This window comes from Actinophytocola sp., from assembly GCF_036378875.1.
GTDB lineage: Bacteria > Actinomycetota > Actinomycetes > Mycobacteriales > Pseudonocardiaceae > Actinophytocola.
The window spans coordinates 38,174-64,315 of sequence record NZ_DASUVO010000049.1 but is presented as its reverse complement, the minus strand read 5'-3'; the positions used below and the strand labels follow the sequence as shown (position 1 = coordinate 64,315).

The following is a 26,142-nucleotide window of genomic DNA, read 5'->3' as shown; positions in this document are numbered from 1 at the left end:
TGGTGGGCAAGGGATGCAGATCGCGTGTCGATGAGCGTCGGCGTGTCGGTGTGACAACGAGATGAAGCCTCCGGTAGGAGGGCTGTCGACCAAGAGCAGTCCATCACCGAAGGCTTCGCATGCTGTTCTACCGTGCCGTCCTGCCGTTGTCACGTCAGACCCTGACCTTCGTGTCCGACATCATCCGAACCCACCGACGGGACGTGGGTTCGATATGGCGCAAGCTCAACCCGGGCCAGGAAGCCATGTTGGTGCTGGTCTACTTGCGCAAGGGTGAACCGTTCGCGCAGGTCGGCGCCGGGTTCGACGTCTCGACCACCACGTGCTGGCGGTATGTCAACGAAACGGTGGAGCTGCTCGCGCAGCGTGCTCCGAAGTTGCGAGAGGCGTTGCGGAAGGCGAAGCGACAGAGGATGACCTACGTGATCATCGACGGCACGCTGATCCCGATCGACCGGATCGCCGCCGACCGGCCCTTCTATTCCGGCAAGCACAAACGCCATGGGGTGAACCTGCAGGTCATCGCTTCCCCGGATGGGGAGATCCTGTGGGTGTCCGGCCAACTGCCGGGCAGCACGCACGACACCGCCGCCGCTCGGATCTGGAACATCCTGGCCGCACTCCGCGACGCCGGGCTGATCGCATTGGGCGACAAGGGCTACCACGGCTATGACGAGTCCGGTCAGCAGGTGATCACCCCGTATAAGGGACGGAAGAAGCCACAGTCCCAGAAAGACGCCAACCGGGCCCACGCGCGGTTGCGCGGCCCGGGTGAACGCGCCAACGCCCAACTCAAGTACTGGCGCATTCTGCACAAGCTCCGGTGCAGCCCGCACCGCGCTGGCCGCCTCGCCAAAGCCATCCATGTGCTACAGAACTACGAGATCACCGCAGGTTGAAAAAGGCTCAGTGTACGATAAGCCGGGCTTAGAACTCAACTTTCGGTACAGATTGCACCGACGGTCAGGCTGGCCTCCAGTTCGTTTCTGATGGACACTCCTATCTGCTTGGGCTGCCTTCGTTTTTCGGGACTGCCATCGGGATCACACGCATCGCCGCACCAGCGACAGCCGCGTTGCCGACGCGGTCCTGGCCGGCGGCGAACGTCGAGGCCACGTGGGAGGGCAGTGACTTCGACTGGGAGTCCATCGCGGTCTTGGCTGCTTGGGCGTTGCCGATGACGGCTGGAACCAGGACCAGTGACTTCTTGCCTCGGTCGGCGGCTGCGGCCGTGCGGAGTTCCTGCGCGGTGACGGGCATGGCTGGCTGGTGCTTCGGGGGCAGGATCTCAGGCATCGGCGGTCACCCCGGGGTTCCGTTTTCGGCTAGTAGTTCAGCATAGCGGCCCAACTCGGCGGGCCGGAACAACCGCGCCTCGCGCTGGAACTGGCGGGAGACGCCTCTCACCACGTGGCGCATGCCTATTGTCGGGCTGTCGGTGTCCGCTGCTGCCAGGGCCGCCGTGCGGGCCACCGCCATGATGCCCGCTCCTGTCATGTCCAGGCGGCTCAGTGTGTCCAGGTCCACGTCGGGCGCCAGTGGGGCCTCTGGAGGGAAGGCCAGGCGCCAGAGTTTGCGGCGCTCGGCCGCGCCTGGGCGGGGGAAGTGGACGACGAAGTGGAAGCGTCGGGTGAACGCTGGGTCCATGTTCTCCTTGAGGTTGCTTGTCAGGATTATCAGGCCCTCGCTCGCCTCGAGTCGTTGTAGCAGATAGCCGACCTCCAGGTTGGCGTAGCGGTCGGTTCCGTGCTTCACCTCTCCGCGTTTGCCGAACAGGGCGTCGGCCTCGTCGAAGAGTAGTACCGCGTGGCTGTCTTCTGCCTGTTGGAAGACCTCCTCCATGTTCTTTTCGGTTTCGCCTACCCATTTCGAGACTACCTGTGCCAGGTCTACCTTCAGTAGCTCCAGGCCCAGTATTCCGGTGATCACTTCTGCCGACAGGGTTTTGCCTGTTCCCGGTTCTCCGGTGAACAGTGCTTTTACTCCGCCGTGGTTGGTTCGTTTTGCGAAGCCCCATTTTTCCGCCACCCTTGGCCACGCTCGGAAGGCTGAGGCTATCTCTGTTATCTGGTTCATCTGGGCTTCGGGTAGCACCAGGTCCGACGCCGTTCGGCGTGGGGTGATCGACTGCACCGCCCCGCTGTTGCGGCCCCGTGTCACCGTGGCTATCGCTGGTTCTATGTGCGCCGCGGTGTGGCCGTTTCCCGCCAGGCGGGCGTTCGTGTCTGCCACGGACACCACGGCTCGTAGCTCTCCGACGGTCATGCGGTAGCGGGCGGCCAGGTCTTCCAGCGCATCCGCGGCCAGTACCGGGAACGCGGCCGACCACATGGCTCGGCGTTCTGGGAAACCTGGTGTGGGCACCGTCAGCTCGGCGTAGGTTCGTGCTGCCAGTAGGCCTGGTGGGCGCCACGGGTTGATGCCTGTCAGACACAGTGGAACCCGCGATCTCAACAACACCTCGTCGGGGTGGGGTGGGGTGTTGTCGGTGGGGAGCCACAGCATCGCGTTCAGTGCGGCTGCAGTGCGCAGGTCGGTCAGCGGGTCGGCCGTCAGGCGGCGTAATGGTCTTCCTGCCGCTGTTGCCAGTGCTTGCGCGGCGTCCAGTTGGCTGTCTGGTGGGCAGCCCCACAGGCCTACGACGTCCACGTCACCTGCTGCCAGCGCGTGGCCCAGTTTTGCGAGTCGGGAAGAGGACAGGTGCGGCGAGGTCGCCTGTGTGGCCGCGACCTCGCCTGGGTCGTGGCCCAGGAGGTTGACATCGCCGCCCCAGCCCAGCAGGAACTCGAAGACACCGGTGCCCAACGCCAACTCGTCGCCCTGTGCGGTCAGCAGGCCGAAGCGGCGTAGGCGGCCTGTCGGGGCAAGGGCTCGGCGTAGGGACAAGCGTCCCGCTGGGGTTTCGGCGCCCACCGTGACCAGCAACTCCACTGATGGGGCTCGGCGGTTCAGGTTGTCGACGATGTACGCATAGATCCGTTCGTAGCCGGGGTCCAGCTCGGGCGCCGCCACCAGCAGCAGTGCGTTCTGTTCGACACGGGTCAGGCCGAAGCGAGTAGCTAGTGCGTCCAGCGGCAGTGTCACGCCCCTCGCCGCTGCCATGCGTCTGAGGTGTTGTTCCGACTCCGGGTCCGGTTTGGGCGGTTCCGGCGGCTCTGTCATGGCCTCCGTGAACGCGTCCACCCGGTCCAGCAGTGCGCCCACCTGCTCGTCGGTGACGCAGAACGGGGTCAGGTCCGGTCGGGTCAGCAACGCGGCGGCCTGTGACTGGCGGTCGACGGCGACCCGCAGAGCCTGGTGTAGTTCCGCCAAGCGAACGCGGAGGTGTTCGACCGCCAGACCACTCATGGACTTGGTCACCCGCCGGAGAAGGTCAGGGTCCGGCCCGCCAGCCAGACCACGTCATGGACATCTGTCAGTGCGCCGCTGCGCAAGAGGTCCGCGTGGCGCCGGCCCAGGGGGATCCGCACTCGCACGGCATCCGGTGCGAAATGGACCGTTGCCTCCAGGTCGGCGAACCTTGTCAGCGCCAGCACCGGGTCGGCGCGCCACAGCGTCCACGCGATGGCGCCCAGGCCGAGTGACGCGGCCAGCGTGGCGCTGCGTTCCAGAGCGCCGTCCTCGGCCAGGGGCACGGCCCTACGGGCGACTGTCAGAGCCTGCACCAGCTCGGCGAGTCGCGCCGTGTGAGTGGGGAGGTCCGCGGCGAGCCGCAACGGCGGCTCACCAGATGTCCACAGTGGAGTGCGCCATGGCAGGCGCGTCACCGGGTCGTCGCGTAGTGGGCGGACGTCGGTGATGAACGACACGCCTGCCGCCGCCAGTTCTCTCAGGCAGTTCGGCGGGAGTGGGCTGTCACAGACGGCCACAGGCGGTCTGCCGCACGCCTCCCAGTACGGCACGACATCGGTGGCCCAGGCGATCGGGAACAGGCCCTGCGCGTCCACCAGCAGCAGCCCTCCGTCCACGCCGGTGATCAGCAGCGGTTCGGCGGGATCATGGCCTCGGCACAGGGACAACGCCAACACACCGTCCAACACCGGGAGTGCCGGCCGCACGCGTCGGGCGAAGCCACTGAGATCGGGCACCGATTCCAACCCCGCGAAGGTGGCCGCCGCGATGTTGTCCTCCGCCGTTCTGCGCCAGCCTCGCTCCACCCCGCCCAGGACCTTGTACGCCAGGGCGGCGGCGAACAGGGGGGCCTCCGCCACCAGGTCGACGGCCTCCAGTGCGGGGCCGATGGCGTCGAGGTAGCCAATACGGGCGAGCGGGCCTGCCAACAGGAACGGGAGCACGGACGAGACGTGTCGCTCCCCGGTAGCTTCCGGGGCGGCGTTGGCGGACGCGCCGGGTGAGGACATCTCGGGCGCCGGTGAGGGCCGGTCGGTGGGCCAGGCCACCAGCAGTTGGGCGAGACCGTCGACAGTCCGTGGCATCGGGGTGGACGACGACGGCAGGCGTCGGGTGAGTTCGGCGACCATGCGGCCTGCCGCCGTGGTCTCGTCGATCGGTGACCCTGCCGGGATGTCCTCGAGCAACGCGAGCAGGTAGGTCCGCAGCGTGTCGTCCGGGAGCAGGGCCAGTAACGGCTCCAACTCGCCGCGTTCGGCAAGCTCGGCGAAGAGTGTTGCCGGCGTTGGCGCCATCCACGAGTCGGGGTGGGGTGTCGTGATGGACGGCGGGTCGGGGGAGTGAGAGGGAGTGGGGGTGGTCGTGTGGACGGCGGCCGGCGCCGGTTCGACCACGATGTTCGTGGGTGCCAGCCCACGGGCCCGGAGGTGTTCCAATCGAACGGTGACGCGTACCGGTTCGGTGATCACCACGTCCGGGCCGTCGCCCTCGAGCTGTTCCTCGAACCGTTCGGCGATCAGGGCCGGCAACGAGTCCAGGATCGGCTGCAGCAGGCGCCGAGGATCCGGGCCCCAGCTCCATCCACCGCGCCGGACCACGTGCACCACGCACCGGTGCACGGTGATCTCGCTCGCGGTGGATGGGCTCACGACCTGGCCGCCTTGATCTCGGTCGCGAGGATGCCGATCCATCCGGCCACCAGGACCAGTACGCCGTGGTTGCCCTCGGACACGGTCACCGGGATCTCCACGGAGTCGCCCCCCGCCGGTATCGCCCAGGGGCGCACGTGGACCTTCTCGCCGTCGGAGACCAGCGCCAGCACGGGAGTGTCGTTGATCGGGTCGTCGGGCTGCACCGTGACCACCAGGCTGTTGTTCGAGAACGCCAGTTCCGGGGACTCCGGCCTCAGCTCGACCAGTGTCGGTTTCGGTTGACCACCAGCCAACTCCACGCCGTAGGCCAGCGGGTTGTCGAACACGCGTGGCTCGTCGTCGGCCGTGTGCAACGCGAGTCGCTCGGCTGGCAGCGGAAGCCTCACCACCTTGCCGTCGACGGAGACACGCATCGGCAGCGCATCCCCGACGAGCGCGCCGACATCGCCCTCGCCGGGCGGGGCGTCACCCGCCGCGTTCACCGCGCCGACCACATGACCAGTGTCCTTCACGTACACCACGTAAAGAGTCATCCTCAGCCACCTGCCGCCGCGACCGTTGCCATTACCAGGAATTCGACCGCCCCGGGTTGCTCGGTGACGACCTCCGGAACGCCGAGCGGGTCGTAGGACCGCACCCGGCACCGCACCCGCAACTCACCATCCACAGTGGCCTCCACGGGACTGTGCAGGGTCGACGCGGTCGTCGCCGGCGGCACCCGAGGAGTGACGTGCACGTGCAGTTCCACCCGGCCGTCGTCGACCTCCTGCTTGCTCACCCCGGCCGGCAACGGCAGAAGCATGCCGTCGGTTGCCGTCCCGGACGTCGCCAGCACGCTGCCCGCCGAGATGCGGCCGGAGAAACTCCCCGCCACTGTCAGGTTTCCGTTCGCCGCCACGGTCATCAGCGGGTTGACCGTGCCGCTTCCCTGGTACAGCCCGAAGACCAGGCTCGGCGGATCCTCACCGGACAGCACCAGCGCCGGCTGGCCCTCCTGAACGGTGGGCCGCGTCCGCAGCGTGAGCTCGCCGGCGCGGGCGGACACCGTGTCCGCGCGCACACCCGCGTACCGCGGCTCGACGCCACGGGCGCTGGGGAACACCCTGGTGAAATGCCCGTCGGTCCACTGGACGAAGCCCAGCAGGACCAGCCACCGGGTCGGCGGATCCGCCAGGGCCGCACTGACGGGCGGCGGCTGCTGGTCCTCGGCCAGCAGCTCGTCACCTCTGCGTCCAAAAAGGATCTGGTACGACTCCTCGACCCTGGTCGGCGCGGCCGCCGTGCCGCACGACACCGGGCCCGTGGCCGACTGCGCCCGGTCGATCGTGGTGAGGAACACCGGGTACGGCTCCAGCGTCGCCTGGTCCGCACCGTTGACCTCCGCGAAGGAGGCCTCGGACAGCACCGCGGACGCCGGGACCACGATCTCCCGGCCCGTGCCGTCGATCGCCAGCCCCGCGGACACGCTCACCTCGACGTACCGGGCGTTGGTGGCCGGGTCCGTCCGGGCCTCGGTGACCAGTTCGAGCCCTTCGGCGATACCCCAGTCGTGCAGGTGACGCGCGTGCCGTGCGGCCACGTCACGTCCGTACCCGACGGTCGCCGCCAGGTCCGCGGCGGAGAGCACCTGCCCCTCGTGAAACGCGGGGCGCAGCGGGGCCGTCATGACGACTCACCTGACCGGGGTTTCTGGGTGCGACCCGTCGACCGGGTGCGCCGAGCGGGCGGCTTGGCTTCGGCCTCACCTCGTGGCGTGCTTTCCAGCTCCTCCAACCGAGAACCGAGTCGCTCCGGCAGCTCCTCACGCACCTGGCTCACCTGCTCGCGTGCCGTGTCCAGCTGCCCGCGCAACGCTTCCACGGTCGCGGTCAGGGCACCCACCTGCGACCGCAGCATGCCCAGCTCGTGCAGGCTGTCCGTCACCTCGGTCGGCACCCGGTAGAGCTGTTCGTGCAAGGCTTTCGGCGGTGTCTCGCCCTGCCCGGGCGTCAGCAGCAGGCCCAGCATGTTTTCCAGGTCACCGGTTCGCGGCCACTCCTCCAGAAGTCCCTCCACGTAGGGCCGGCGCACCGGGCCCGTCGACGGCAGCTGCGGTGGCGTGTACCCCGGCACCGGCTCGCAGCACAGTCGGCCGGCGAGCTCACGCAGCGGGAAGAGCTTCGGCAGCCACTCCCCGTACATCGACCCGCCGGGCAGCACCTGTTCCCGCGTCGCGGAGCACACCCGGACGACGTCGCAGCCGTCCAGCTCGACGTGCGCGAGCAGCACGTCGGTGTCCGTGCAGTCGGTGCACGGCGGGTTCAGCGTCGAGCACGCCGCGTCGGTGACGAAACGGCGCTGGGCAAGGATCACGTCCCGCACGGCCTCCGCGAGCACACCGGCGTCGGAGTCCGCGATCCGCTGTTCCGGGTCCGGGTCCGGTCTGGGCAACAGCGGTGGGAGGTTGATCGAGCGCACCGCGCCGCGCAACGAGCAGTCGGCCACCCCGGGCGACCGCTCCATGCGTCCGAGCAGCCATTCCCGCAGCTCGCCGAGGTCCGACCGGAACCGCACCTGCAGCACGTTGTCCATCGGCGTGCCGTGTGCCAGCAGGCGTGCCTCCCTCGCCGACTCCGCGTCCGCAGGGCCCCGCACCACCCGCGCCTTGGTCTCGGCGACCACCGCGGCGGCCAGCTCGCGGCGCAGCTCGTTCGGCCACACCTGCTCCGGATCGGTCTTCTCCAGCCGGGTGCAGGCCACGCCGAGCACCTGCCGGGCCTCGGCGACCTGGCTGAGGACGGTGTGCTCCCGCTCGAGCTGCTGTTGTCCGTCGCGGTCGTGGGTGTCGTACCGGGCGATCGCGCTGGCCAGCGCACGCACGTGTTCGGTCATCTGGACGGCGACCGACGCGGCCGGGGTTCCCTCGCCGCTCTCCCGCAGCCACGTGAGGCTCCGCTCGAACCGGCCGGCGTCCGTCGCGTCGAACCGGATGGTCCTGCCGGATCCGTGCCACGCGAAGAACAGCGCGTCCAGGTAGAAACCGAGCCGCTGCCCGACCCGCTGGAGGTGCGCGAACCTCCGCTCGTCACCGATGCTCGCCAGCAGCCGGCTGCCCGGGTTGTACCGGTGGTCGTCGGTCTCGTCGCGCTTGACCAGGAACCGCAGGCTCTCCCGGATCCGCGACGGCACGCAGCCCGGCGTCGGGCACGGCTCCTCCGTGGAGTACGGCGCCACCGGGTCCACAGGGGACTCCTCGTAGCGGACGAAGAGCCCGTAGCGACGCGGTCCGTCGTCCTCGCACGGCTCACCGCAGTCCACGCCGAGCGAGCTGACCCGCAGCTCACGCACGAGTGCCTGCACGTCCACCTTCTCCTTGCAGGACAGCACGATGTCGTTGCCGCAGCAGTCCAGCGCGTGACCCGGTTGTACGACGACGTTGCCGTCGCCACAGGGGTCACAGCCGACCTCAAGGCCGCAGACGACCCCCGGCCCGGACAACATCCGGTTGTACAGCCGGTGTTTGCCGGTCACGTAGCCCACGAGCAGTTCGAGATCGTCCTCGGTGAGCAGTTGGCCCGCGAAGAACCTCGGCCGGACGAACGCGGACGGCCAGGCGGAGGCTCCGCCGCAACCACACCCGCAGTCTGTCCGGGTTGTCGACGCTGTCATTTACGCTCCTCCGTCACGAAGAACCAGCTCTCGAAGACGTCTCCGCCCGCGCCGGTGCCCGAGGTCCACGGCCCGATGCCGGACGGCGGGACCGCACAGCCGACCTCCGTGTCGGGCCCCGTGCCGGGGTCCGGCCAGTCGCCGGCCACGTCAGCGCCGGACTCGTCTCTCCTGCGCCGGATGAAGGGCACCTTGCCGCCGACGTGGGTTCCGTCGACGGGCCGGCAGCAGCGGTCGAGGATGAACGCCCCGCGCACCGTGATCATCACGCGGTCGCCGTCCTGCAGTGACTCGCGAGTCGTCTGGCGGAAGCGGAAGTGCCTGGTGAACTCGCCTCCGGTGGGCTCCTTGAACTCCCCGCCCATGTACCAGGTGCTGGCGTTGCGGCCGGAACCGCCCTCGATCACTTGGATCTCCACGACGCCGCGCTGGAGGCTGTCCACCCGGATCTCGTCGGAGAACTGGACGATGAGCCCGCCGCTGTCCTTCTGCGTGCCGAGGAGTTGCTTGACCTCGTCAATGGTGTAGGTGTAACCGTGGCGCCAGTTGATCCCGGTGATCACCGTGGGCACGTACTTGCTGAACGGCCGCCGGATCTCCATGTGGATCTGGTTGTCGCGCACCGGCTCGAACCAGTCCACGTCGTCGATCCTGGCCAGCCACAACACCTTGTGCTCGCACCGTGAACAGCAGGTGTCGCAGCGCTCGTCCTCAGGTGGCTCGCGCCCGGTCACCCGCACGACGTAGCTCTCCTCGGTCCAGCCGTGCTGGCAGTCGGAGTTGTCCGCGCAGTTGCTGTTGTGGACGGTACGCGTGGGCTCGACGGCTCGTTCGTGGTACTCGATGCCGACCCAGACGGTGTTGCCGGTGCGTTCGTCGGACTGCAGTGCCTCCCACAGGTCGACCACGCAGCTGCCGCGGACCACGAGTTCGTTGCCGTCGCAGTCCACGCCGAGCCCAGAGGTGATCTTCACCTTCGCCTTGCGGCGCCGTTCGTCGTTCTTTCCTTTCGGCTTGTCATCGTCCTTGTCGTCATCGTGGTCGGGCGCGACCGGTTCCACGTACAGCCCGCAGACCACGCCGTAGCCGAGCAGGCAACGCATGCGTAGCTTCAGCTTCTCGCGGAAGTACTCCTGCTCGCGCTGGAAGTCCCGCGCGGTGAGCTGCTGGCCGTGGAAGTAACGCAACCGCCGGAACGGCGGCACGTCGAACCCCGTGTTCGTCTGTGTCGATACCTCGGTCATCTTCTCCGTCCTCTCAAGACATTCGCGTGTGGACACCGACAGCGGAGACAATGCCGACGCTCACCCCGTGGCGTGCGCCTCGCGGGCCCGGCCGCAGTACCCCGTCGTGGTTGAGCCGCGTACCGCCGAGCACGGGTGGCGGCAGGGGGACGAAGGTCGTGTCCACCCCGACCGTCGACCGTGTGCCGACCACGAAGCCCTCACCGCCGGTGCGTGCCGAACCCCGTGTGTGCGCGGGCGCCTGCCGTTCGACCAGTCGTCGCAACGCCTCCCCGCTCGCCGATCCCGCGGGCAGCAGCACCCGGAACCGGTGCGCGTGCTCGGTGAGCGGGTCGGAGTCCGGGTCGCCGAACGCACGTATCGGGGTGGCGCCCAGTGCGGAGCCGTCAAGGCGGAACCGCGTCGAGGACCGGCCGAACAACCGGACCGAGCCGAGGCCCGCCGCGTGCGACGGGCTTGCCGCGGCACGGACCTGCGCCCAGCGACGGTCGTCGGCCAGTTCGTCGATCACCGGTTGGACACCGAAGACGATCTTGATGGCCTGTGTCAGCGCCCACGGCGTGCCGCGGCGCCGGTACAACTCCGGCGCGGCGGCCAGCAGGGCACGCCGGGTCTCCGCGTTCCAGCCGGACTCGAACGACAGGCCGAGCAGCCCGGCGAGCCACGGCAGGGCTCGATCCGGGACGCCGGCCGGATCGAGCAGTGCGGGGTAGCGCTCGATCACCTGGTCGATCTCGGCGAGCGTGGCGTCGAACAGCGACAGGAAGCGCTCGGTGAAGTCATCGGCGGCAGGGTCCTGGCGGAACGCGGGTGGCAGCAGGTCCGCGCTCGTGGTTCTCGGGAAATCCAACCGGATCCGGTGCAGGACCGGGGTGGTCGAGGTGTCGCCGGACAGTGTCACACGGGCGGTGAGGTAGCGGCCGGGTGGCTGGTCGACCAGGAAGTCGGTGACACCCGGCGGCGCCGTCTGCCAGTCGGTGGCCGCGAACTGGCCGCCCTCCGACACCACTATCGCCACCGAGACCGCCGTGCCGGGCGGCACGTCCGCGTCCACGCGCACGCGGTGCCATCGGCAGCGCGAGATGCCGCTGTCGATCCGGCATGTCGTGAACGTGCCGGTGTTCTTGAACTGGCCGGGCTCCGGGGCGGGCGCGGTCCATGGTTTGCCCCGCCAGGTGTAGCAGTTGGTCACGGCGCCGTCCGGGCCGTTCTCCAGCAGGCAGAACCCGTCGTCGTTGGCGGAGACGAGCGTGCTCGCCGGCAGCGCCTTCCGCAGCTCGTCTACTGTGGAATCCTCGCCGTTCCGGTAGATCCGCAACCGGTCGCCGTCCTGGGTGAGCAACCAGATCGTCCTGCCCGGCCCGGCGCGCACGCCGACGATCTCACCGATGACCGTGGTCTGGACGGTTTCGACGAGCCGCCCGTCCGAGCTGTACCACCGCAGTTCGGTGCTGTCGTCGGTCACCAGCACCTGGTCGTCCTGCGCCAGCGCGACAAGGCTCGCACCGGCGAGCTCGATCACCCCGGCGAGCTGCTCGCCCTCGTTGCGCCACACCAGAACCCGGCCGGAGTCCACCACCGCGAGCCGATGTCCCCGCGCGGCGACGGCAACCGGTTCGCGCAGCAGGTGGGGATCGCAGTCGCGGGACCAGACCGGCAGCCAGCCACCCGTGCAGGTGTCCCGGCGCAGCAACCGTTTCCCGGAGATCAGGTACCACGCGCACGCCTGGCATCCGGGCGCCAGCCGGGGATCGGGGAACCAGGGGAGCAGTTCGCTCCTCCTCGGCCCCTGCGGATCGGAGCCGCTGTTGGCCAGCCGGACGCCGTCCGGATCGGTGAACCCGACCAGGTCGTGCACCGTGTCCTTGTCCTCGTCCCACCCGACGACGTCGTCGAGCAGGCGAAAGGTCGCGGCTGTCGGCGCGCACGTCATGAGTCCTCCACCGGGATCAGCAGCGGGCGCTCCGGCCAGACCAGCGTGTTCGGTGGCACGACGTGGTCGGCGCACGGCGGCAGCCGCAACCCGTCCACGGTCAGGGAAAGCCCGGACACGGCGCGGACTCCGTCGACGGCGAGGATTCGCCGCACGAGCGGGGTGTGCCGCACCGCGCCGCCGAACGGCCAGCCGGCGCCGTTCTCCCCGCCACGCACCGGATCCAGGAACGTGGTGACCGCGTCGATGGCCCTGGTCAGCACGGCGGACCGCTCCTGGTCCGGGTCGAGCGCGACCCGGGCCTCCACCACGACTCGCTGGAACCGGGCGCCCGCGGCGACGACGGTGATGCCGGCGGGCGCGACCTCGCGGGTGAGGAAGTCCGACACCGCACGCAACGTCGCCGCCGACGTCGCCGGTGGCGTGCCGGAGTCGTCGACGGGAGGCACGACCAGCACGCCGACGACCCCAGGTATGGGTTTGCCCGGATACTCCGGGTGCAGGCCGGGCACGCCGTGGGCGCGGGCGATCTCGGCGCCCGGCGCGCGGGTGGCCAGCAGGCCGTAGTCGGCGGGCGCGACGGCCCGGCCGCGGGATCGTAGCTCCCCGACGCCACGGCGCATCACGTCCGCGTCCGGTTCGGGATCCGTGCCACCCGTCGCGGGGAACGGGTTGGTCACGCGGGTCACGAACGGCAGCGCGGTGACCACGCTGTTGACGGCGCCGGCCCGTACCGCGCCCACCGAGCCGCCGCCGATCCGGTACCGCACGGCACGCACGTTGCGGAAACCCGGCGGCACGGCCGCGCCGTCGACCCCGTCGCCGAAGGTGACCTCGCCGGTCGCGTAGTCCACGACGAACACCCGGTCGTCCGGACCGAACCCGGCGAGGCTGTCGACCTCCTGCCAGCGTGAGGCGCCGCTTGCCGTGGTGCCGAAGAGATCCGTGCCCGGGTCGTCGTCGACCTCGATCACCACGCTGCCCGCGAGGATCGGCACCTGGCTCAGTCGCATCCGTCGGCGGGCCGTGGTCGTGGACGGGTCCAGGATCGGCTCGAGCGGCTCGTCGAGGAACGTGCGGGCGGCCGTGGCAGGCACCACGTTCAGTCGCAGCCCGGAAAGCACGGGTGGGGGAGGGGCGAACGAGCCGTTCGCGATCTGCAGCCGGAGCCACCGCATCGGCGGCCCGGGCCGTGCGGCGGACGGGTTGCCGGGTGCCCACGTGCGTGGCAGGCGCAGCTCCACCGTGCCGCTCGCCCGCAGCCCACCGGTCCCGTCCCGCACCACTTCCGCGGTCACGAACCGGCCGCCGTCCAGCACGTCCCAGCGGAGCAGTGGTGCCGGTGGCAGCGGCAGCGGCAGCGGCGCGAGCCCGCCGGACGCCGCCGGCGTGGGTGGCGCCGCGTCGACCACGAAACCGAGCGACAGCAACGGGAACGGGCTGGCGTCACCGGCGAGGCCGAGCCAGAGCGCGTTGCCCGGATGCGGATCGAGGCCGAACGGCGGGAAGGCACGACCGGGCCCCGACGGCCCCAGTGGGATCGGCTCCACCGTCCCGGCCCGCTGCACGGCGATCGCGCCGATGGTGGCCGGGGTAGCGTACAGGTCCTGGTCCGTCTCGTAGATCACCTGCCCGGCCGGGCTGGACGCGGCTGCCTGGAACCCGGCCGGGACCAGCACCGAGGCGCCGTCCGGTGGGGTCACGGTGAACTCCAACAGGGTGGCCGCCGCGCTTGCCGGTCTGCGCCGCACGCCCGCGGTCTGGAGGTGTTCGGCCAGCACCTTCTCCGGCAGCCGGTTCACCCTGGTGAGCACAGGTTCGACCTGTGTGCCGAACAGGCGGACGAGCGCGACGCCGGCGTCCTGGCGGTCGGGGTTGGTCCAGTCCGGCGTGTACCCGGGGATCCGGTCCCGCACGGCCGCGCGGACCGCCTCCCGGGTGGCGTCGACCAGTTCGGGTTGGACACCGGACGGGCCAGGGCCGGGTACGATCCGTGCCTCGCCGTCCGCGTCGCGCTCCCACCACACCGTACTCATGTGAGCCCCTCCCCAGGCTCGACCGCGGGCACGACCCGGGTCCGGATCTCCCGGACCTCGGGAAGTTCGCCCGCGCGCAAGGCTGTGTCGCGGCATGCCTCGTCGGGTTCGTCGCCGTCGAGGCCGATCGCCACACCGGCGACGTCCGCGAGGTCACCGAGTGCCTGCTGCGCGGCACGCAGCAGCGCCGACGGCCGTAGCGGTTCACCGAACGGCCACCCGGTCTCCTCGTCACCGCCGACCAGCGGGTGGAGGTAGCGGCGCAGTGCGTCACTGGCCACTGTCGACACTCGGGCGCGGTTCGCTGGGCTGCCCGACAGGTCGACACGCAACCTGACCGTGCGGTAGGCCGGTGCGCGGACGAACACCTCGGACGTGAGCAGCCGTGCCGCCTCGAGACGGTCGGCCACCTCGCAGATCATGCCCGGATCCGGTTGTGGCGCCGGCACATCCGCGGGCACCGACGGAACGATGTGGACGGTCACCGCGCCCGGGACCGTGGCGCACGGGTAGCCGGGATGCTCACCGACCGACGCGTAGGCCCGCCCGACCGCGACCCCGGGCGTGGTCGTGGCCAGCGTGACGTAGTCCTCGGCGGTGACGGCGCGGGTCACCTCCAGCAGGGCCCCGGCCGCACGGGCCCGTGCGTCGGCCACGGTCTCCGGGTCCGCGCCACCCTCGGCCAGGACCAGGTTGGTCCCGCGTATCGCGATGTCCTCGATGGGCAGCCAGTTGTCCGTAATGCCGCCGTTGCCGGCGCGGCCGCCGCCGATGTTGTGCCGGACCTCTATGTCCTTGGTCGGGCGCGGAATGCGCCCGGTGAGCCCGTCACCGAACACCAGCGCGCCCTCATCGCGGTCCAGCACGAAGATCCGATCGCGAGACGCGCCGTAGGTGAAGTCCACCACCGATGTCCACTCGTCTTCGGCCAGCCGCAACGTCGCGTCGAGCAGCGTGCCCGCCGCGTCCGGCAGCACGAGTCGCTGACCGGGCAGCTTCAGCCACGCGACGGTCTGGTCCGCGAAGTCGGTCACCGTACGGCTTTCCCGGTGCCGTGCGGCGGAGACGTTGACCGCCAACTGGAGAAGACGTGGTGGCGAGGAGAAGGTGGTTGCCTCGGTGGACACCAGCAGTCCTCGGTTCGCGGTGGTCCAGCCGTCCGGCAGCCGCAGCCGGACCACCCCGGACCGGCGGAGGCCGGCGGTGCCGTCCTCGACCTCGTCGAAGGAGCCGGAAACCGTGCTGTCGGGCCGGAACCAGGACCAGGTCAGCTCGGCGGGCGGCCGCACCTTCTCGACGGCACGCGGTGACCACGAGGGCGGCGACTCGACCGGCGCGTCCAGCTCGACGAGCAGCGTCAGCCAGCCAGACGCCGGCTTCGAGCCAGTGAGCGGCACCGTGAACCGGACGGTGTTCTCGGTGGCCAGCAGCGGAACACCGCGCCGGGCGCTCAGGTCGGCGGTGCGGTCGCGGTCTGTCGACACCGTCACCGCGCCGTTGAGCGGGAACACGGTGACCTCGTCGAGGAGGGTGAATCTGATGCGCCCGAACGGATCCCGTGTCATGACCGTGCCCGCGGGGACAAACTGAAGGTGGGCGGCGGTCAGTTGCAGCACGGTGGCCGCCGGCACCGCGGGCCGGGGCGTTTCGAGGCCGAGCAGGCGCAGGATCGCGACCACCAGCGCGTCCGGTACCTGGTCGAGCCAGTAGAGGCGTTGCTCCAGCAGGTACGCGAACAGTTCCAGGAGGGTGACCCCGGGGTCGACGGGTGCGTGCAGCGTCCAGGCACCGTCCGACTCGGCCGGGATGCGACGGCGGATGGCCGCCATCATGTCGGCCCAGGTGAGGTCGTCCAGCTTCGGCGCGGGCAGGGTCATGGCGTGCTCCCCGTCAGGCCGAGGTAGAACGGGAACACCAGGTTGGCCTTGGTGTTGGTGCGCCGGACGCGGTACTCGACCGACACGGTGACCCGGGACTCGTCGGTGAGGTCGGCCTCCGCGCGGACGCCGTCGAGCTCGACCCTCGGCTCGTAGGTGCGGACGGCCTCGGCGATCGAGCGCTCCAGCTCTCGCAGGTTCTGCACACTGCCCGGCGCGAACACGGACTCCTGCGCGCGGGTGCCGAAGTCCGGCCGCATGACCCGTTCACCGACGCCGGTGAGCAGCAGCGCCCGCAGGCAGTGCTCGATGCTCTGCTCACCGACGGCGTACCCCAGCCGCCCGGCCTCGTCGGGCAGGATCGGGAACCGCCAACCGGTACCGAGAAAGGGCTCACTCATTCCACTGTCACCTTCGACGACAGGACGTTGTTCGGGAGGGGCAGCGTGGGCGGGCTGGTCGGCGTGCCGGGCGACGCGGACGTGTGGATGTGCGCCTCGAACGCGGTCTTCAGGAGGTCGCCGAGCACGGCTTTCTGAGTCGCGCCGCCGCCGAGGTCGATGCTGTCCGCCTCGACGGTCACCTTCTGTGCCTTCAGCTTGATCTCTCCGGTGGCGGTCACGGTCACGTTCCCGCCCTCGGCTGTGGTGATCCGGATTTCCTTGGCGCCGTCGTCGAGGAGGACCTCGTGGCCCGCCTTGGTGCGGATGATCTTCTGGTCGCGGCCGTCGGTGCGGGCGGTCGGTGGTTTGTCCACGCCGTTGTACAGTCCACCGAGGACGATCGGGAACCGCATGTCCCCGTGCACGAACGCGACCAGCACCTCGTCACCGATCTCCGGGACGAACACCGAGCCGTAGCCGCCGCCCGCGTACAGCTGGCTGACCCGGCACCACTCGGTGACCGTCGCGCCGCCGTCGAACCACGGGAACTTGACCTTGATCCGGCCCTCGTCGTCGCCGACGTTCTCCACCACCAGCGCCTCGACGACGCCGTAGTAACGCTTGTCGGTGCTGCGCGCCCTCGGCACGGTCCTGGTCATGGGGTGTCTCCCTGGTGGATCCGCCTGCCGGTGAAGGTGGTGAAGAACCCGCTGCTGCCCAACGTGTGCTCGACCCGCTTGACGAAGTACGTGCCGGAGAACCGCATGCCGAGCCCGAAAACCTCCACGTTGTCGCCCGGCCGCAGCTCGGGCAGACCGGCCACCCGGCCCGTGGCGGTGATGAACTCGTACGATCGCTCGCGCAGCAGTGCGATCGCCAGCTCCCGTGCCTCCTGGTCGCTGGTGACCGGCGCGTCGACGAGCACCTCCTGACGCCCGCCCGCCGCCGAGTCCGCCGCCTGCGGACCGTTCTCCCCGTCGGCCGAGTTCTGGCCCGCCGGCAGGTTCTCCGCGGTCGCGGTGAACGCGATCTGTTGCTTGGTGCGGGGATCCCAGCCACGCACGGTCAACTTGCTTACCTGCTGGGAAACCGTGAGCGTCGGGGTGAAGTCCAGCAGGTTCGGCACCAGCCCCTCCGGCTGCGCGGTCGGACCGGTGGTGAGCCCCGGCTGGTAGGTCAGCCGGTACAGGCGGATCGGCCGGCCGTCGCGGCCGTCGGTGGGCCTGATGAAGTACAGCGTCTCCTCGCCGGTGTTCGGGTCCGGCAGGAGGAAACAGTCGAAGTCCAGCCGTTTCGCCCGCTCCATCAGGAAACTCGCGTCGTCCTGGTTCTTCTGCACGACGCGGTCGTGCGTCGGACCCTCCTGCGTCGTCACGATCCGCAGCTTGTTGCGCTGGGCCACCTGCTCGGCGATCCGCCAGTCCGGCATGTTGCGGTAGATCTTCTCCTCGTTCTCCGCCGGCTTGCGGTCCTTGAGCTTCAGCATCCCGTCCACCCCGCTCACCGACACGGTCGGCGACGCGCCGTCCGGGAACTTGGGGGACAGCGTGCTGATCGTGCCCGTGGCGACGGTCAGCAGCTTGCCGGCATAGCCGAGCCGGACCGAGACCCGGGAGCCGAGGCGGAATGCGCGTGAGTCGCTGTGCTTGAACTTCAGGTTCACGTCGTCCCAGTTGTTCAGCTCGAGGTCGAAACCGGACATCTCGTCGATGTCGCGGTGCACCTTGATGTCGAGTATGTCGTTCTTGGTCGTGGGATCCAGCTCCACGCCTTCGATGCGCACGTCGAACTCGGGGGCGTAACGGTCCGGATCGGCCACTTCCGGGGCCACCGCGAAAGGAATGGTCATCGCGTCCCTCTCACGGCAGCCTCGGCACCGTCAGCACCCGACCCGGTCGCAGGTCGCGTGGGTCCGTGATCCCGTTGGCACGCGCCAGTTCACGCCACGCGTCCGGTCGCCGGTACACCGCGGCGGAGATGCTCGACAACGTGTCACCGCGCCGCACCACGTAGCTCTTCTCCACGGTCGGCGAGGAACGAGGGGTGTCCGCGACCTGTTGTGCCGCGGGGCGGAACTCCTTCAGCGTGACGTCGAGCTGCGCGCGCAATGGCACCCCGTCCGGCTTGAACAGCACGTAGTTCACGTCCAGCTTCTCCAGGACACCGGTGAACACGGCCTCGTCCCAAACGAAGCGCACGATCGGTGGAGCGTGTTCCCTGCTGTCCGGGCGCATCAGGTTACGCAGACCGTCCACATAGGTCGTCCGGACGTTCTCCAGCGTGTCGGACGTGTCGACGAGCGCCTGCAGGCTGAGCGTCTCGCTGCCGCCGCGGACGTACTGCAGCGGCGGCGTCTCGAGCCCGGGGATGGTGATCTCCGCGAACGTGTTGCTCTTGCTCAGCTTGTAGTCGGTCGGGTTGAACCGCAACGGGATCCGCCGCTGCCGCTCGTCGGCGATCACCGGGCGGATGATCTCCAGCCGGGCCAGGGCTCCCTGGCTGGCGAAGGAGACGGGGGTGATACTCACGTCTGGCTCCCGTGGTCACCGAGCTTGCGTTCGGTCTCGGTGTGCTTGGCCCGCGCGCACTCCTGCTCGTACAACCGTGCCCACGCCTGGATGTGCTTGTTGAACAGGCGCTGGAAGACGGCGCCGTCGTCACCGTCCACCTGGAACCGCACCTCGAGGTTGTGGATGATCAGGTTCTTGGGCACGCTCTTCTCCTAGAGGACGTTGGTCAAACCCTCGTGCGCGATCTCCAGCGACTCGATCGCGACCGCGTTCTGCTCCGCGTGCAGGTCAGGACCGCTCCACTTGGCCGCCAGCCCGCCGTGGAACGCCCACGCCATCGCGGGCACGCCGTCCGTGCCGAGCACGATCACGGCGCCGTCGCGGCGCGCGCCGAGCGACTCGGCGAGCCCCGCCTGGTACCACGACCACAGCAGACGGTCACGCGACACACCGCGCTTCAACGTGAGCCGGTTCCACGAGTGACGCAACGGCAGCTGGTGCACGGAGTCGTTGCGACCGCCCTCGGCGTAGTTCACGACCTCCAGTTGCGCACCCAGCCCGGTGACCTCCTGGAAGGCGCCGGCCGCCACCAGCGGCAACAGCAACGCCTGCGCGGGCGGCAGGTACGCGTCGCCGGGATCGAGCGTGACGATGAAGCGATACTTGAGCAGAGGATCGGTCATGACGCCTCCTCGCCCGCTCCGTGGCGCCGCAGCGCCTGATGGTTCGCTCCGCAAGCTCCGCTCACGACTCGATCACCTCGAGCCCGCGGTCCTGGCCGAGCACGAGGCGCAGCTTGATGAACTCCATCGGTGCCGCGGGCGCGAACTCCAGCTCGCAGACGAGCATTCCCGGATCCTGTTCCGGTGGGTTGTTCGTCTCGTCGCACACCACCCGGAACGCCTGCTCAGGTCGGGCGCCGGCGAGCGCGCCGGTCCGGAACGCCTCCAGCAGCACGGAAGTCAACGCGCGGACCAGCGTCAGTCGTAGCTCCGGCGAGTTCACGTCGAACACCAGCGGGTTCGTGACCCGACGGATGGCCCGCACCAGCAGGTGGACGAGTCGGCGGTGCGCCACGTACCGGGTGCGGGGGTTGCGGGACAGTGTTCGCCCACCCCACACCAGCAGCCCGCGGCCACGCACGCACCGGACCAGGTCGATGTTCGCGTTGAACAACCGGACGAGCTGCGGCTCCGGGTTCTCGATCGCCAGGTCCACCGCGTCGAGGAGCACGGCGTTGGCCGGGGTGTGGTGAGCGCCCCGCTCACCGTCCAGCCGCGCGACCAGCCCGACGACGTGGCCGGAAGCGGGAACGGTCCGCAGCCCGGGACCGATGAGCGCCGGTGCCCGCAACGGCGGGTGGTAGACCGCCGCCGCACCGAGCAAGGCGTCGTCCCCGAGGTTTGCCAACGAGTCTGCCCAGGCCACCACGTCGTCGACTGCGGACAGTCCGAGTGGGACGTCGAGCACGACGAGCCTGTCGAGAAGGTCCGCGGCCGACCGGAGCAGTTCCAACACCACTTCCGTGCGTGCCGGGTCCGTGAGGTCCGTGCCGAGGTCCGGCAGTGCCACCAGTGCCGGCTCCGGCAGGTCGGCCTGTGTGCGCACGGCGCTCGCGTACTCCTCCCGCCCCGGCTCGGCGTCCGAGCCGCCCGTGAGCGTGACGTTCCACGTCATCGAGAGCTGACCGGTCGGTACGGGTAGCGGTCCGTCCGGCACCAACCGGATCAGCCGGGACGCGGTCAGCCGGTCGACGACCTCGCCGGGCGGCATCCCGGCGAAGATCTCCGCCGGCTCACCGGGCACCAGCACCCGCACGGTGACCGTCGGCGGCCCGGCGACGGTGCTCGCCTGGTAGCGGATGGTGACCCGGCCGCCGTTCGCCCAGGTGCCCGGACTCGTCGCCACCACCAGGTACCCGTCCGTCCACGGTGCGCTCGCGGTCTCCGCCGGTCCGGAGATCCGCAGCACCCACGCGGTGCGACCACCGTTCTCGAAGAAGCCGCGCAACGCGAACGGCGTGGCGGACGAGCCGTCCGGCGGCCCGAGGGCACCGACGACGTCGTTCCAACTCTCGACCCGGACCGGTGTCCCCACCGGGCCGCGCCGGGTGCGGCCGAGGAACACCGCGACGTCCGTGCGCAACGGCTCGGTGTCGGAGCCGCGTGGCACGACGGTCAGGGACACGCCGGGAAGCGCTGCACTGGTCATCTCGGTCTCACGCGTCGATCACGAAGCTCTCGACCGCCAGCACGAGCGTCTCCATGGCGATCTCGTTCTTGGTGGCGTTGAACGACGGGCCGGTGTACTTCGTCGGCCAGGCCCGGTCGAAGTTCCAGCGCATGACCTCCTGGCGGTTCTCGTCGAGCATCACGATCGAGCCGGACGTGCGCCGCACCCGGCCGTCGAGCGCCTCCTTCACCCAGTTCCAGAAGCCGACGTGGCCGGTGACGCCGCGCTTGAACGTGAGTGCGCTCGGCGCCTTCCTCAGCCCGGTGAGCTTGCGGACCGTGATGTCCTCGCTGCCGGTGCGGTACTCGATAACGGGGATCTCCACGTCCAGCCCGCTGGCCTCGGTGAAGGAGCCGCTTACCGCCACACCGTCGTCACTGACGTTGGTCACGATGACGAGGAAGTTATAGGCGGCGTACGGGTCTTCCCGCGTCACAGGTGGCATTGCTGTTGCCTCTCTCGAAAGTCGATGTCCGCTCAGGCGAGCTGTGGCTCGCGTGTCTTCTGCTGGATCCGGAAGATCACGAACTCGGCCGGGAACACGGGCGCGACGCCGATCACGCAGATGAGCCGGCCGTTGGCGATGTCGTCCTCGGTCATCGTGGAGCGGTCACAGGTGACGAAGAACGCCTCGTCCGCGGTGGTGCCGGCAAGCGCGCCGCTGCGCCAGACCGTGGTGAGGAAGTTCGAGACCGTCTGCCGCACGAGCGCCCACAGCGACTCGTCGTTCGGCTCGAACACCACCCACTGCGTGCCCTCGTCGATCGACTCCTCGAGGAACAGGAAGAGCCGCCGGACGTTGATGTACTTCCACGAGGTGTCCGAGGACAGCGTGCGTGCGCCCCACACCCGCTGACCGAGCCCGGGGAAGAACCGGATCGCGTTGATCCCCTTGGGGTTCAACAGGTCCTGGTGCCGCTTGGTGACGTCCTGCGCGATCCCGTCGACCAGCCGGATGCCCCGGATGACGACGTTGGCGGGCGCCTTGTGCACCCCGCGCTCGTTGTCGACACGGGCGTAGATGCCCGCCAGGTGACCGGACGGCGGCACCTCGACGTCGAGACTGGTCGACGGGTCGTTCGCCACCAGCCAGGGGTAGTAGAGCGCGGCGTACTTGGTGTCGAAGGGTTCGCGGAACGTCTGGATGCCCTCGATGTCCAGCCCGTCCTGCGGGTCGAGGATGGCGAACCGGTCCTTCAGCAGTTCGCAGTGCGTGATCAGCGCGGACTCCACCGTCCCGGACCACACCCCGGGCACCGCACAGATCGATATCTCGTCGATGTCCTCCAGCGCCACGATTCCGGTGCGCTTACCGCTGCCGCCGTCGGTGCCGACGAAGTCCTGCGGGCTCAACGACTCGTAACCGTCCGAGCCGTCGGCCAGGGCCAGGAAGGAGCCGGACGTCGGGGTGGGGAACTGAGCGAGGTCGGTGATGTCGGCGACGAGGTTGGCGCGCACCAGTTGCGAGCGGCTGGCCAGGCTGGCAGCGATGCCGGCCGGGTCGTCGCGGGTGAGCCGGAGGTTCGTGAACGACTCCGTCACCTCGCCACCCGGGTCGGCGAAGCGAGTGTCCACTCTGGCCTCGATCAGGTAGAGCCGGTCGTTCTCGAAGACCGTTGCCGGCACTGGCTCGTCGAAGATGACTTCGTTCGCCGTGACCGACTGGACGTGCAGGGTGGTGAGGGAGCCGTTGGCGTCGAGCTGCGTGATCGCCTTCGGGTACAACCGGCTCGCACCACCGATCCGCAGCTTCGCGTCATCGTCGGTGTTCGCCGAGCGCACCCGGCGCACCGTGAGCCCTTCTGACCACGCGACGGGGCTCGGGTTCTCGAGACTCAGCTCCCGCCGGCCCTCCGTCGTCTCGCTGACCGCGGTCACGTTGAACCGCCGGTTGTTGATGAGAATCGAGAACGGTGCTGCCAGGCCGTCCAGGCCGCGCGCTGGATTGACCACGATCGTCGTGCTGTTCGCGTCGGCGTCTTCGGCGAGCCGGGTGACGAACAGGTCGTCCGCCCCTTCCGGAGGCAGCACCGGGAGCGTGGCCGCGACCATTGGCGTGACCTGGACCTGGACCGCCTGTGCCCAGGCACCGGGGGTTGCCGCGGTGAATTCCACCGTGGTCACTCCTGTGCGGTCGCCGACCTGGACATAGTCGCCGCGTGCCGTCCTGACCTCTTCGGGAAGCGCGGTGTCGAGCTGGATGCGACGGGTGGTGGCGTCGTAGCCGGTGATCGTCGTGTCGTGGAGCCTGACGCCGTCGCCGCGGAAGATCGTGATGGGGTCATTGCCCTTGAAACCGATCAGGTGGCTCAGCTCGAGTGTGGTCGCGCCGGCGGCGACATCGCGGACGATCTGGCTCACCAGGCCACCGACGAGCGCGCCGGCAGCCGGCCGCGCGTCCCCGCCGACGACTCGCTTGACGTAGAGGCGCTGGCCGCCGTTGTCGAAGAAACCCTTGACCGCCAACGGGAACAGCCACCAGCGGCCGCCCTCGGCCGGGTCGTTCGCCCAGGCGTCACGCACCGACGTATCGGGCTCGGGGAGGAAGCCGCCGAAGGTGGTCTGGAACTCCAGGAAGTTGGTGACCAGCTTGGGTTTTCCGGTGGTCGGACCGCGTTGAGTGACCCCGACCATGCCCGCCGTGCTGGTGCTCACCCCCGCGATCGGCCTTGGCCCCGCGTCGACCTCCTCGATGTAGACGCCGGGGCTCAGGTACTCGGGCATGGCTGGTTCCTCGCTTTCGTCTTACTGCTCGACAATCTCGATGACCTGCTGGCGGTCGCGGTCCTCGGGCAGCCGGATGACCAGCTCTCCGGTTCGGCCCGGTCGTTCGGTGGCCCGCAGGCGGAACGTCTCGGCGGGGGCGGGGGCCGTGCGCTCGCCCTCCCACCGCAGGGCGAGTCGGAAGGCCCCACGCGCGTCCGACAGGGTTCGTTCGAGCCACTCCGCGCCGTCCTGGGACGTGGTGCCCCGCGCTTCGACCAGCGCGTTCGCCACGGGTGCGCGGGTGGACCCGTCGACGACGACGCCGTACACCGTGCGTACGCCCGGCATGTAGGGGAAAGCGACGCTCGGCAGTAGCCGGACCAGCCGCGCCTCGGCCGGCGCGGCTGGTGGTTGCGTGTCGTTGTACGGGAAGGTCAGGAACTCGATGCCCACGGCGTCGGCGGAGAAGGGCTCCCCGTCGGCCGGGTACAGCACCTGGTAGCCGCGTGCCTCGAAACGCACGCGGTGACGGCGTGGTTGCGGCTCGCGTCTGCCCAGCCCCGGGTAGACGATCGCGGCACTCGGCGTGCGGACGGCCGCGACGTCCTCCTGCGGCAGCCAGACGTTCTCGTCGTCGTCGAAGCGGTCCAGCAATGCCGTCACGCCGGTGGCACGCACGCGCTGGTTGTGTTCGTCGTACGGCACGAACCAGGCCGGGCTGAACAACACCGACCTTTCGATGAGGACGAAGTCGGTCATGGCAGCGGCGTCCCGTTGATGGTCCGGCTCCGTACCGCCCGGATCGCCGACACGTCCTGGGAGTCCAGGTTCACCACCCTGACCTCGTAGTTCAGGGACAGCCGGTACGGCTTCTGGATCGCGTACCAGACCCATGACTTCTGGTCCAGCGTGAGCGGGGTCAGGGTCACCTGCAGCACGTCCGTTGTCGCCGCAAGGCTGCCCCTCAGTTCCTCGCCGTCGATGATCGCGTCGTCGTAGAACGTCTGGAGGGCGCAGCCGATCATCTGGTGCTGGGTTATCTGGTTGCCGGCCCACGGAGTGATGAGATAGCGCAGCAGCAGCGCCATGGGAGGTTTGCGGGTGGTGGGAGGGTCCGGTGGCAGGGAACGGACCGGGGGCCGGTTGCGCGACGTCGGGTCTTCGGCGATCTCGTACAGGAATACCGTGAGCGTCGGCTGAGAGAACTGGGGATTCTCGGAAAGATCATTCAGTTGCGCGACGGCCTGTCCGGGCTCCACGACCTCCAATGCCTGGTTCAGCCGGTCGACAATGATCGACGAAACGTCGGCGACAACACCGAAATCCCCCATGCCAGTCCTCCCGTGGCGCCGTTGCGAAAGGTGCCGTTGGCAGGATTACCAGCACCGGCGTGGCAGGGCCGCGATTCAACCGTCGCCGAGACGTCACCGGTCTGTCGCCGCCCGAGCGCGTTGACAGGTGCGCACACGCCGCGGCGACGCCGCGGTGACATCCGATGGGGCATTCTTCCCACCGTGGAGCCATCCGAAGAACGCAGCGGCAGTATGGTCTTGCGTGCGTGGCTGGAAGATGGGCAGCCGGACCGCCTCCGGGTGCGCATCTTCTCCACAATCGGGTCGCAGCAGGCGAAGCCGCTGTCGGCGAGCTCGGCGGGCGCCGTCCTCGCGGCCGTGCAGGCCTGGCTCGAAAACCTGGCGGACCAGGCCCGATGACGTTTCGGTGACGCCTGGCTAACGGTCGATTGTTAATCTTTGATGCATTGCTCGGGGGTATTGTCGTAAATGCGGAACCAGGTCGAGGCATTTCGATCAATACGAAGGCGGCGCTGGGGGATTGATGCGCACAGAAATACAGCAGGCCGTGACGTTGCGACTGCTCAAGGGGTTCGCGCTGTTCGCAGGGGAGAAACGGATCACGATGGCGTCGAGCGCCCAACGGCTGCTCGCGTTCCTCGCCCTGCAGGACAGACCCCGTACAAGAACCTATGTGGCCAGGACGTTGTGGCCGGAGGCGACGACGGCACGTGCCAACGCCAACCTGAGGTCGTCGTTGTGGCGGGCACTGCGTACGGAGAACCGGGTCATCGACGCGTCGGCACACGAGATGGCGCTGGCCACCGGCATCTGTGTCGACCTCCGTGAGGCGGTGGGGCGTGCCCACCGGTTGCTCGACCGGTCCAGTTCCTGCGACGACATCCTGAACTGGCAGACGCGTGACGAGCTCTCCGCGGACCTGCTGCCGGAGTGGTCGGAGAACGAGTGGGTGTTGATGGAACAGGAGCAGTACCACCAACTTCGGCTGTACGCGTTGGAGGCGATGGCGAGACGGCTGACCGCGGCGGGACGTCATGGCGAGGCCGTCGCCGCCGCGCTCGCCGCCGTACGGGCCGAGCCGCTGCGGGAAAGCGCGCACCGCGTGCTCATCGACGCACATCTCGCCGCGGGGAACCGGGCCGCGGCGCAACACCAGTACGAACAGTGCCGCCGCGTACTGCTCGACGAGCTGGGCCTGGAGCCGACCAAGTCGCTCCGGCACCTCCTGTCACACACCGCACTGCGGTGAGCCCGAGC

At 69.3% G+C, this 26,142-nt stretch carries 24 protein-coding genes; 3 read left to right on the top strand and 21 right to left on the bottom strand.

Annotated features, from left to right (window positions below; translation table 11 throughout):
• The first annotated feature begins 119 nt into the window (after positions 1-119).
• Positions 120-899, top strand: a complete 780-nt coding sequence (locus VF106_RS14710; RefSeq protein ID WP_330840248.1) for a transposase family protein — start codon at positions 120-122, stop codon at positions 897-899.
• Positions 900-999: 100 nt separating this feature from the next.
• Here VF106_RS14710 and VF106_RS14705 read toward each other — a convergent pair whose 3' ends face one another.
• The 21 genes from VF106_RS14705 to VF106_RS14605 form a co-directional block, all read right to left on the bottom strand.
• Entirely contained in the window at positions 1,000-1,296 is a 297-nt protein-coding gene (locus VF106_RS14705; RefSeq protein WP_330840247.1) for a hypothetical protein, read from the bottom strand.
• A gap of 6 nt (positions 1,297-1,302) precedes the next feature.
• A complete protein-coding gene (locus VF106_RS14700) occupies positions 1,303-3,348 on the bottom strand; it encodes an ATP-binding protein (protein WP_330840246.1) in 2,046 nt (681 codons plus the stop codon).
• Positions 3,349-3,356: 8 nt separating this feature from the next.
• Positions 3,357-5,000, bottom strand: coding sequence for a hypothetical protein (locus VF106_RS14695; protein ID WP_330840245.1), 1,644 nt, complete (start codon positions 4,998-5,000; stop codon positions 3,357-3,359).
• A complete protein-coding gene (locus VF106_RS14690; protein ID WP_330840244.1) occupies positions 4,997-5,536 on the bottom strand; it encodes a hypothetical protein in 540 nt (179 codons plus the stop codon). Before VF106_RS14690 ends, VF106_RS14695 begins: the two co-directional genes overlap by 4 nt.
• Positions 5,537-5,538: 2 nt before the next feature.
• Positions 5,539-6,669, bottom strand: coding sequence for a hypothetical protein (locus tag VF106_RS14685; RefSeq protein ID WP_330840243.1), 1,131 nt, complete (start codon positions 6,667-6,669; stop codon positions 5,539-5,541).
• On the bottom strand, positions 6,666-8,651 hold the full coding sequence (locus tag VF106_RS14680; RefSeq protein WP_330840242.1) for a hypothetical protein: 1,986 nt from the start codon (positions 8,649-8,651) through the stop codon (positions 6,666-6,668). The genes VF106_RS14685 and VF106_RS14680 overlap by 4 nt, the downstream gene beginning before the upstream one ends.
• Positions 8,648-9,895 (bottom strand): hypothetical protein, encoded by a 1,248-nt coding sequence (locus VF106_RS14675; RefSeq protein WP_330840241.1) that lies wholly within the window; start codon positions 9,893-9,895, stop codon positions 8,648-8,650. Before VF106_RS14675 ends, VF106_RS14680 begins: the two co-directional genes overlap by 4 nt.
• A 13-nt stretch (positions 9,896-9,908) precedes the next feature.
• Positions 9,909-11,828, bottom strand: a complete 1,920-nt coding sequence (locus VF106_RS14670; RefSeq protein ID WP_330840240.1) for a phage tail protein — start codon at positions 11,826-11,828, stop codon at positions 9,909-9,911.
• Positions 11,825-13,864 (bottom strand): putative baseplate assembly protein, encoded by a 2,040-nt coding sequence (locus VF106_RS14665; RefSeq protein WP_330840239.1) that lies wholly within the window; start codon positions 13,862-13,864, stop codon positions 11,825-11,827. Before VF106_RS14665 ends, VF106_RS14670 begins: the two co-directional genes overlap by 4 nt.
• A complete protein-coding gene (locus VF106_RS14660; protein WP_330840238.1) occupies positions 13,861-15,741 on the bottom strand; it encodes a baseplate J/gp47 family protein in 1,881 nt (626 codons plus the stop codon). Before VF106_RS14660 ends, VF106_RS14665 begins: the two co-directional genes overlap by 4 nt.
• Positions 15,738-16,142, bottom strand: coding sequence for a gp25 family contractile injection system sheath assembly initiator (locus VF106_RS14655; protein ID WP_330840237.1), 405 nt, complete (start codon positions 16,140-16,142; stop codon positions 15,738-15,740). The genes VF106_RS14660 and VF106_RS14655 overlap by 4 nt, the downstream gene beginning before the upstream one ends.
• Positions 16,139-16,783, bottom strand: coding sequence for a phage baseplate assembly protein V (locus VF106_RS14650; RefSeq protein WP_330840236.1), 645 nt, complete (start codon positions 16,781-16,783; stop codon positions 16,139-16,141). Before VF106_RS14650 ends, VF106_RS14655 begins: the two co-directional genes overlap by 4 nt.
• A complete protein-coding gene (locus tag VF106_RS14645; RefSeq protein WP_330840235.1) occupies positions 16,780-17,973 on the bottom strand; it encodes a phage late control D family protein in 1,194 nt (397 codons plus the stop codon). Before VF106_RS14645 ends, VF106_RS14650 begins: the two co-directional genes overlap by 4 nt.
• Positions 17,974-17,983: 10 nt before the next feature.
• On the bottom strand, positions 17,984-18,652 hold the full coding sequence (locus tag VF106_RS14640; protein WP_330840234.1) for a CIS tube protein: 669 nt from the start codon (positions 18,650-18,652) through the stop codon (positions 17,984-17,986).
• The gene (locus VF106_RS14635; RefSeq protein WP_330840233.1) at positions 18,649-18,837 is read right to left on the bottom strand and encodes a putative phage tail protein; all 189 of its coding nucleotides are present in this window, start codon (positions 18,835-18,837) and stop codon (positions 18,649-18,651) included. Before VF106_RS14635 ends, VF106_RS14640 begins: the two co-directional genes overlap by 4 nt.
• Positions 18,838-18,846: 9 nt before the next feature.
• On the bottom strand, positions 18,847-19,317 hold the full coding sequence (locus VF106_RS14630; RefSeq protein ID WP_330840232.1) for a phage tail protein: 471 nt from the start codon (positions 19,315-19,317) through the stop codon (positions 18,847-18,849).
• Positions 19,318-19,378: 61 nt separating this feature from the next.
• Entirely contained in the window at positions 19,379-20,845 is a 1,467-nt protein-coding gene (locus VF106_RS14625) for a phage tail sheath C-terminal domain-containing protein (RefSeq protein ID WP_330840231.1), read from the bottom strand.
• A 7-nt stretch (positions 20,846-20,852) separates the two neighbouring features.
• The gene (locus tag VF106_RS14620) at positions 20,853-21,311 is read right to left on the bottom strand and encodes a phage tail protein (protein ID WP_330840230.1); all 459 of its coding nucleotides are present in this window, start codon (positions 21,309-21,311) and stop codon (positions 20,853-20,855) included.
• Between the two features lie 32 nt (positions 21,312-21,343).
• Positions 21,344-23,590 carry a phage tail sheath C-terminal domain-containing protein gene (locus VF106_RS14615; protein ID WP_330840229.1) on the bottom strand — a complete coding sequence of 749 codons (2,247 nt, stop codon included), beginning with the start codon at positions 23,588-23,590 and terminating at the stop codon, positions 21,344-21,346.
• A 21-nt stretch (positions 23,591-23,611) separates the two neighbouring features.
• Positions 23,612-24,331 carry a carboxypeptidase regulatory-like domain-containing protein gene (locus tag VF106_RS14610; protein ID WP_330840228.1) on the bottom strand — a complete coding sequence of 240 codons (720 nt, stop codon included), beginning with the start codon at positions 24,329-24,331 and terminating at the stop codon, positions 23,612-23,614.
• Positions 24,328-24,903: a Pvc16 family protein gene (locus VF106_RS14605; protein ID WP_330840227.1), complete on the bottom strand. Its 576-nt coding sequence runs from the start codon at positions 24,901-24,903 to the stop codon at positions 24,328-24,330. Before VF106_RS14605 ends, VF106_RS14610 begins: the two co-directional genes overlap by 4 nt.
• A gap of 183 nt (positions 24,904-25,086) precedes the next feature.
• On the opposite strand from VF106_RS14605, the gene VF106_RS14600 reads away from it, so the two are divergent.
• Together VF106_RS14600 and VF106_RS14595 are read left to right on the top strand one after the other, a co-directional pair.
• The gene (locus VF106_RS14600; protein WP_330840226.1) at positions 25,087-25,284 is read left to right on the top strand and encodes a hypothetical protein; all 198 of its coding nucleotides are present in this window, start codon (positions 25,087-25,089) and stop codon (positions 25,282-25,284) included.
• Positions 25,285-25,408: 124 nt separating this feature from the next.
• A complete protein-coding gene (locus tag VF106_RS14595; RefSeq protein WP_330840225.1) occupies positions 25,409-26,134 on the top strand; it encodes an AfsR/SARP family transcriptional regulator in 726 nt (241 codons plus the stop codon).
• The last annotated feature ends 8 nt before the right edge of the window (positions 26,135-26,142 follow it).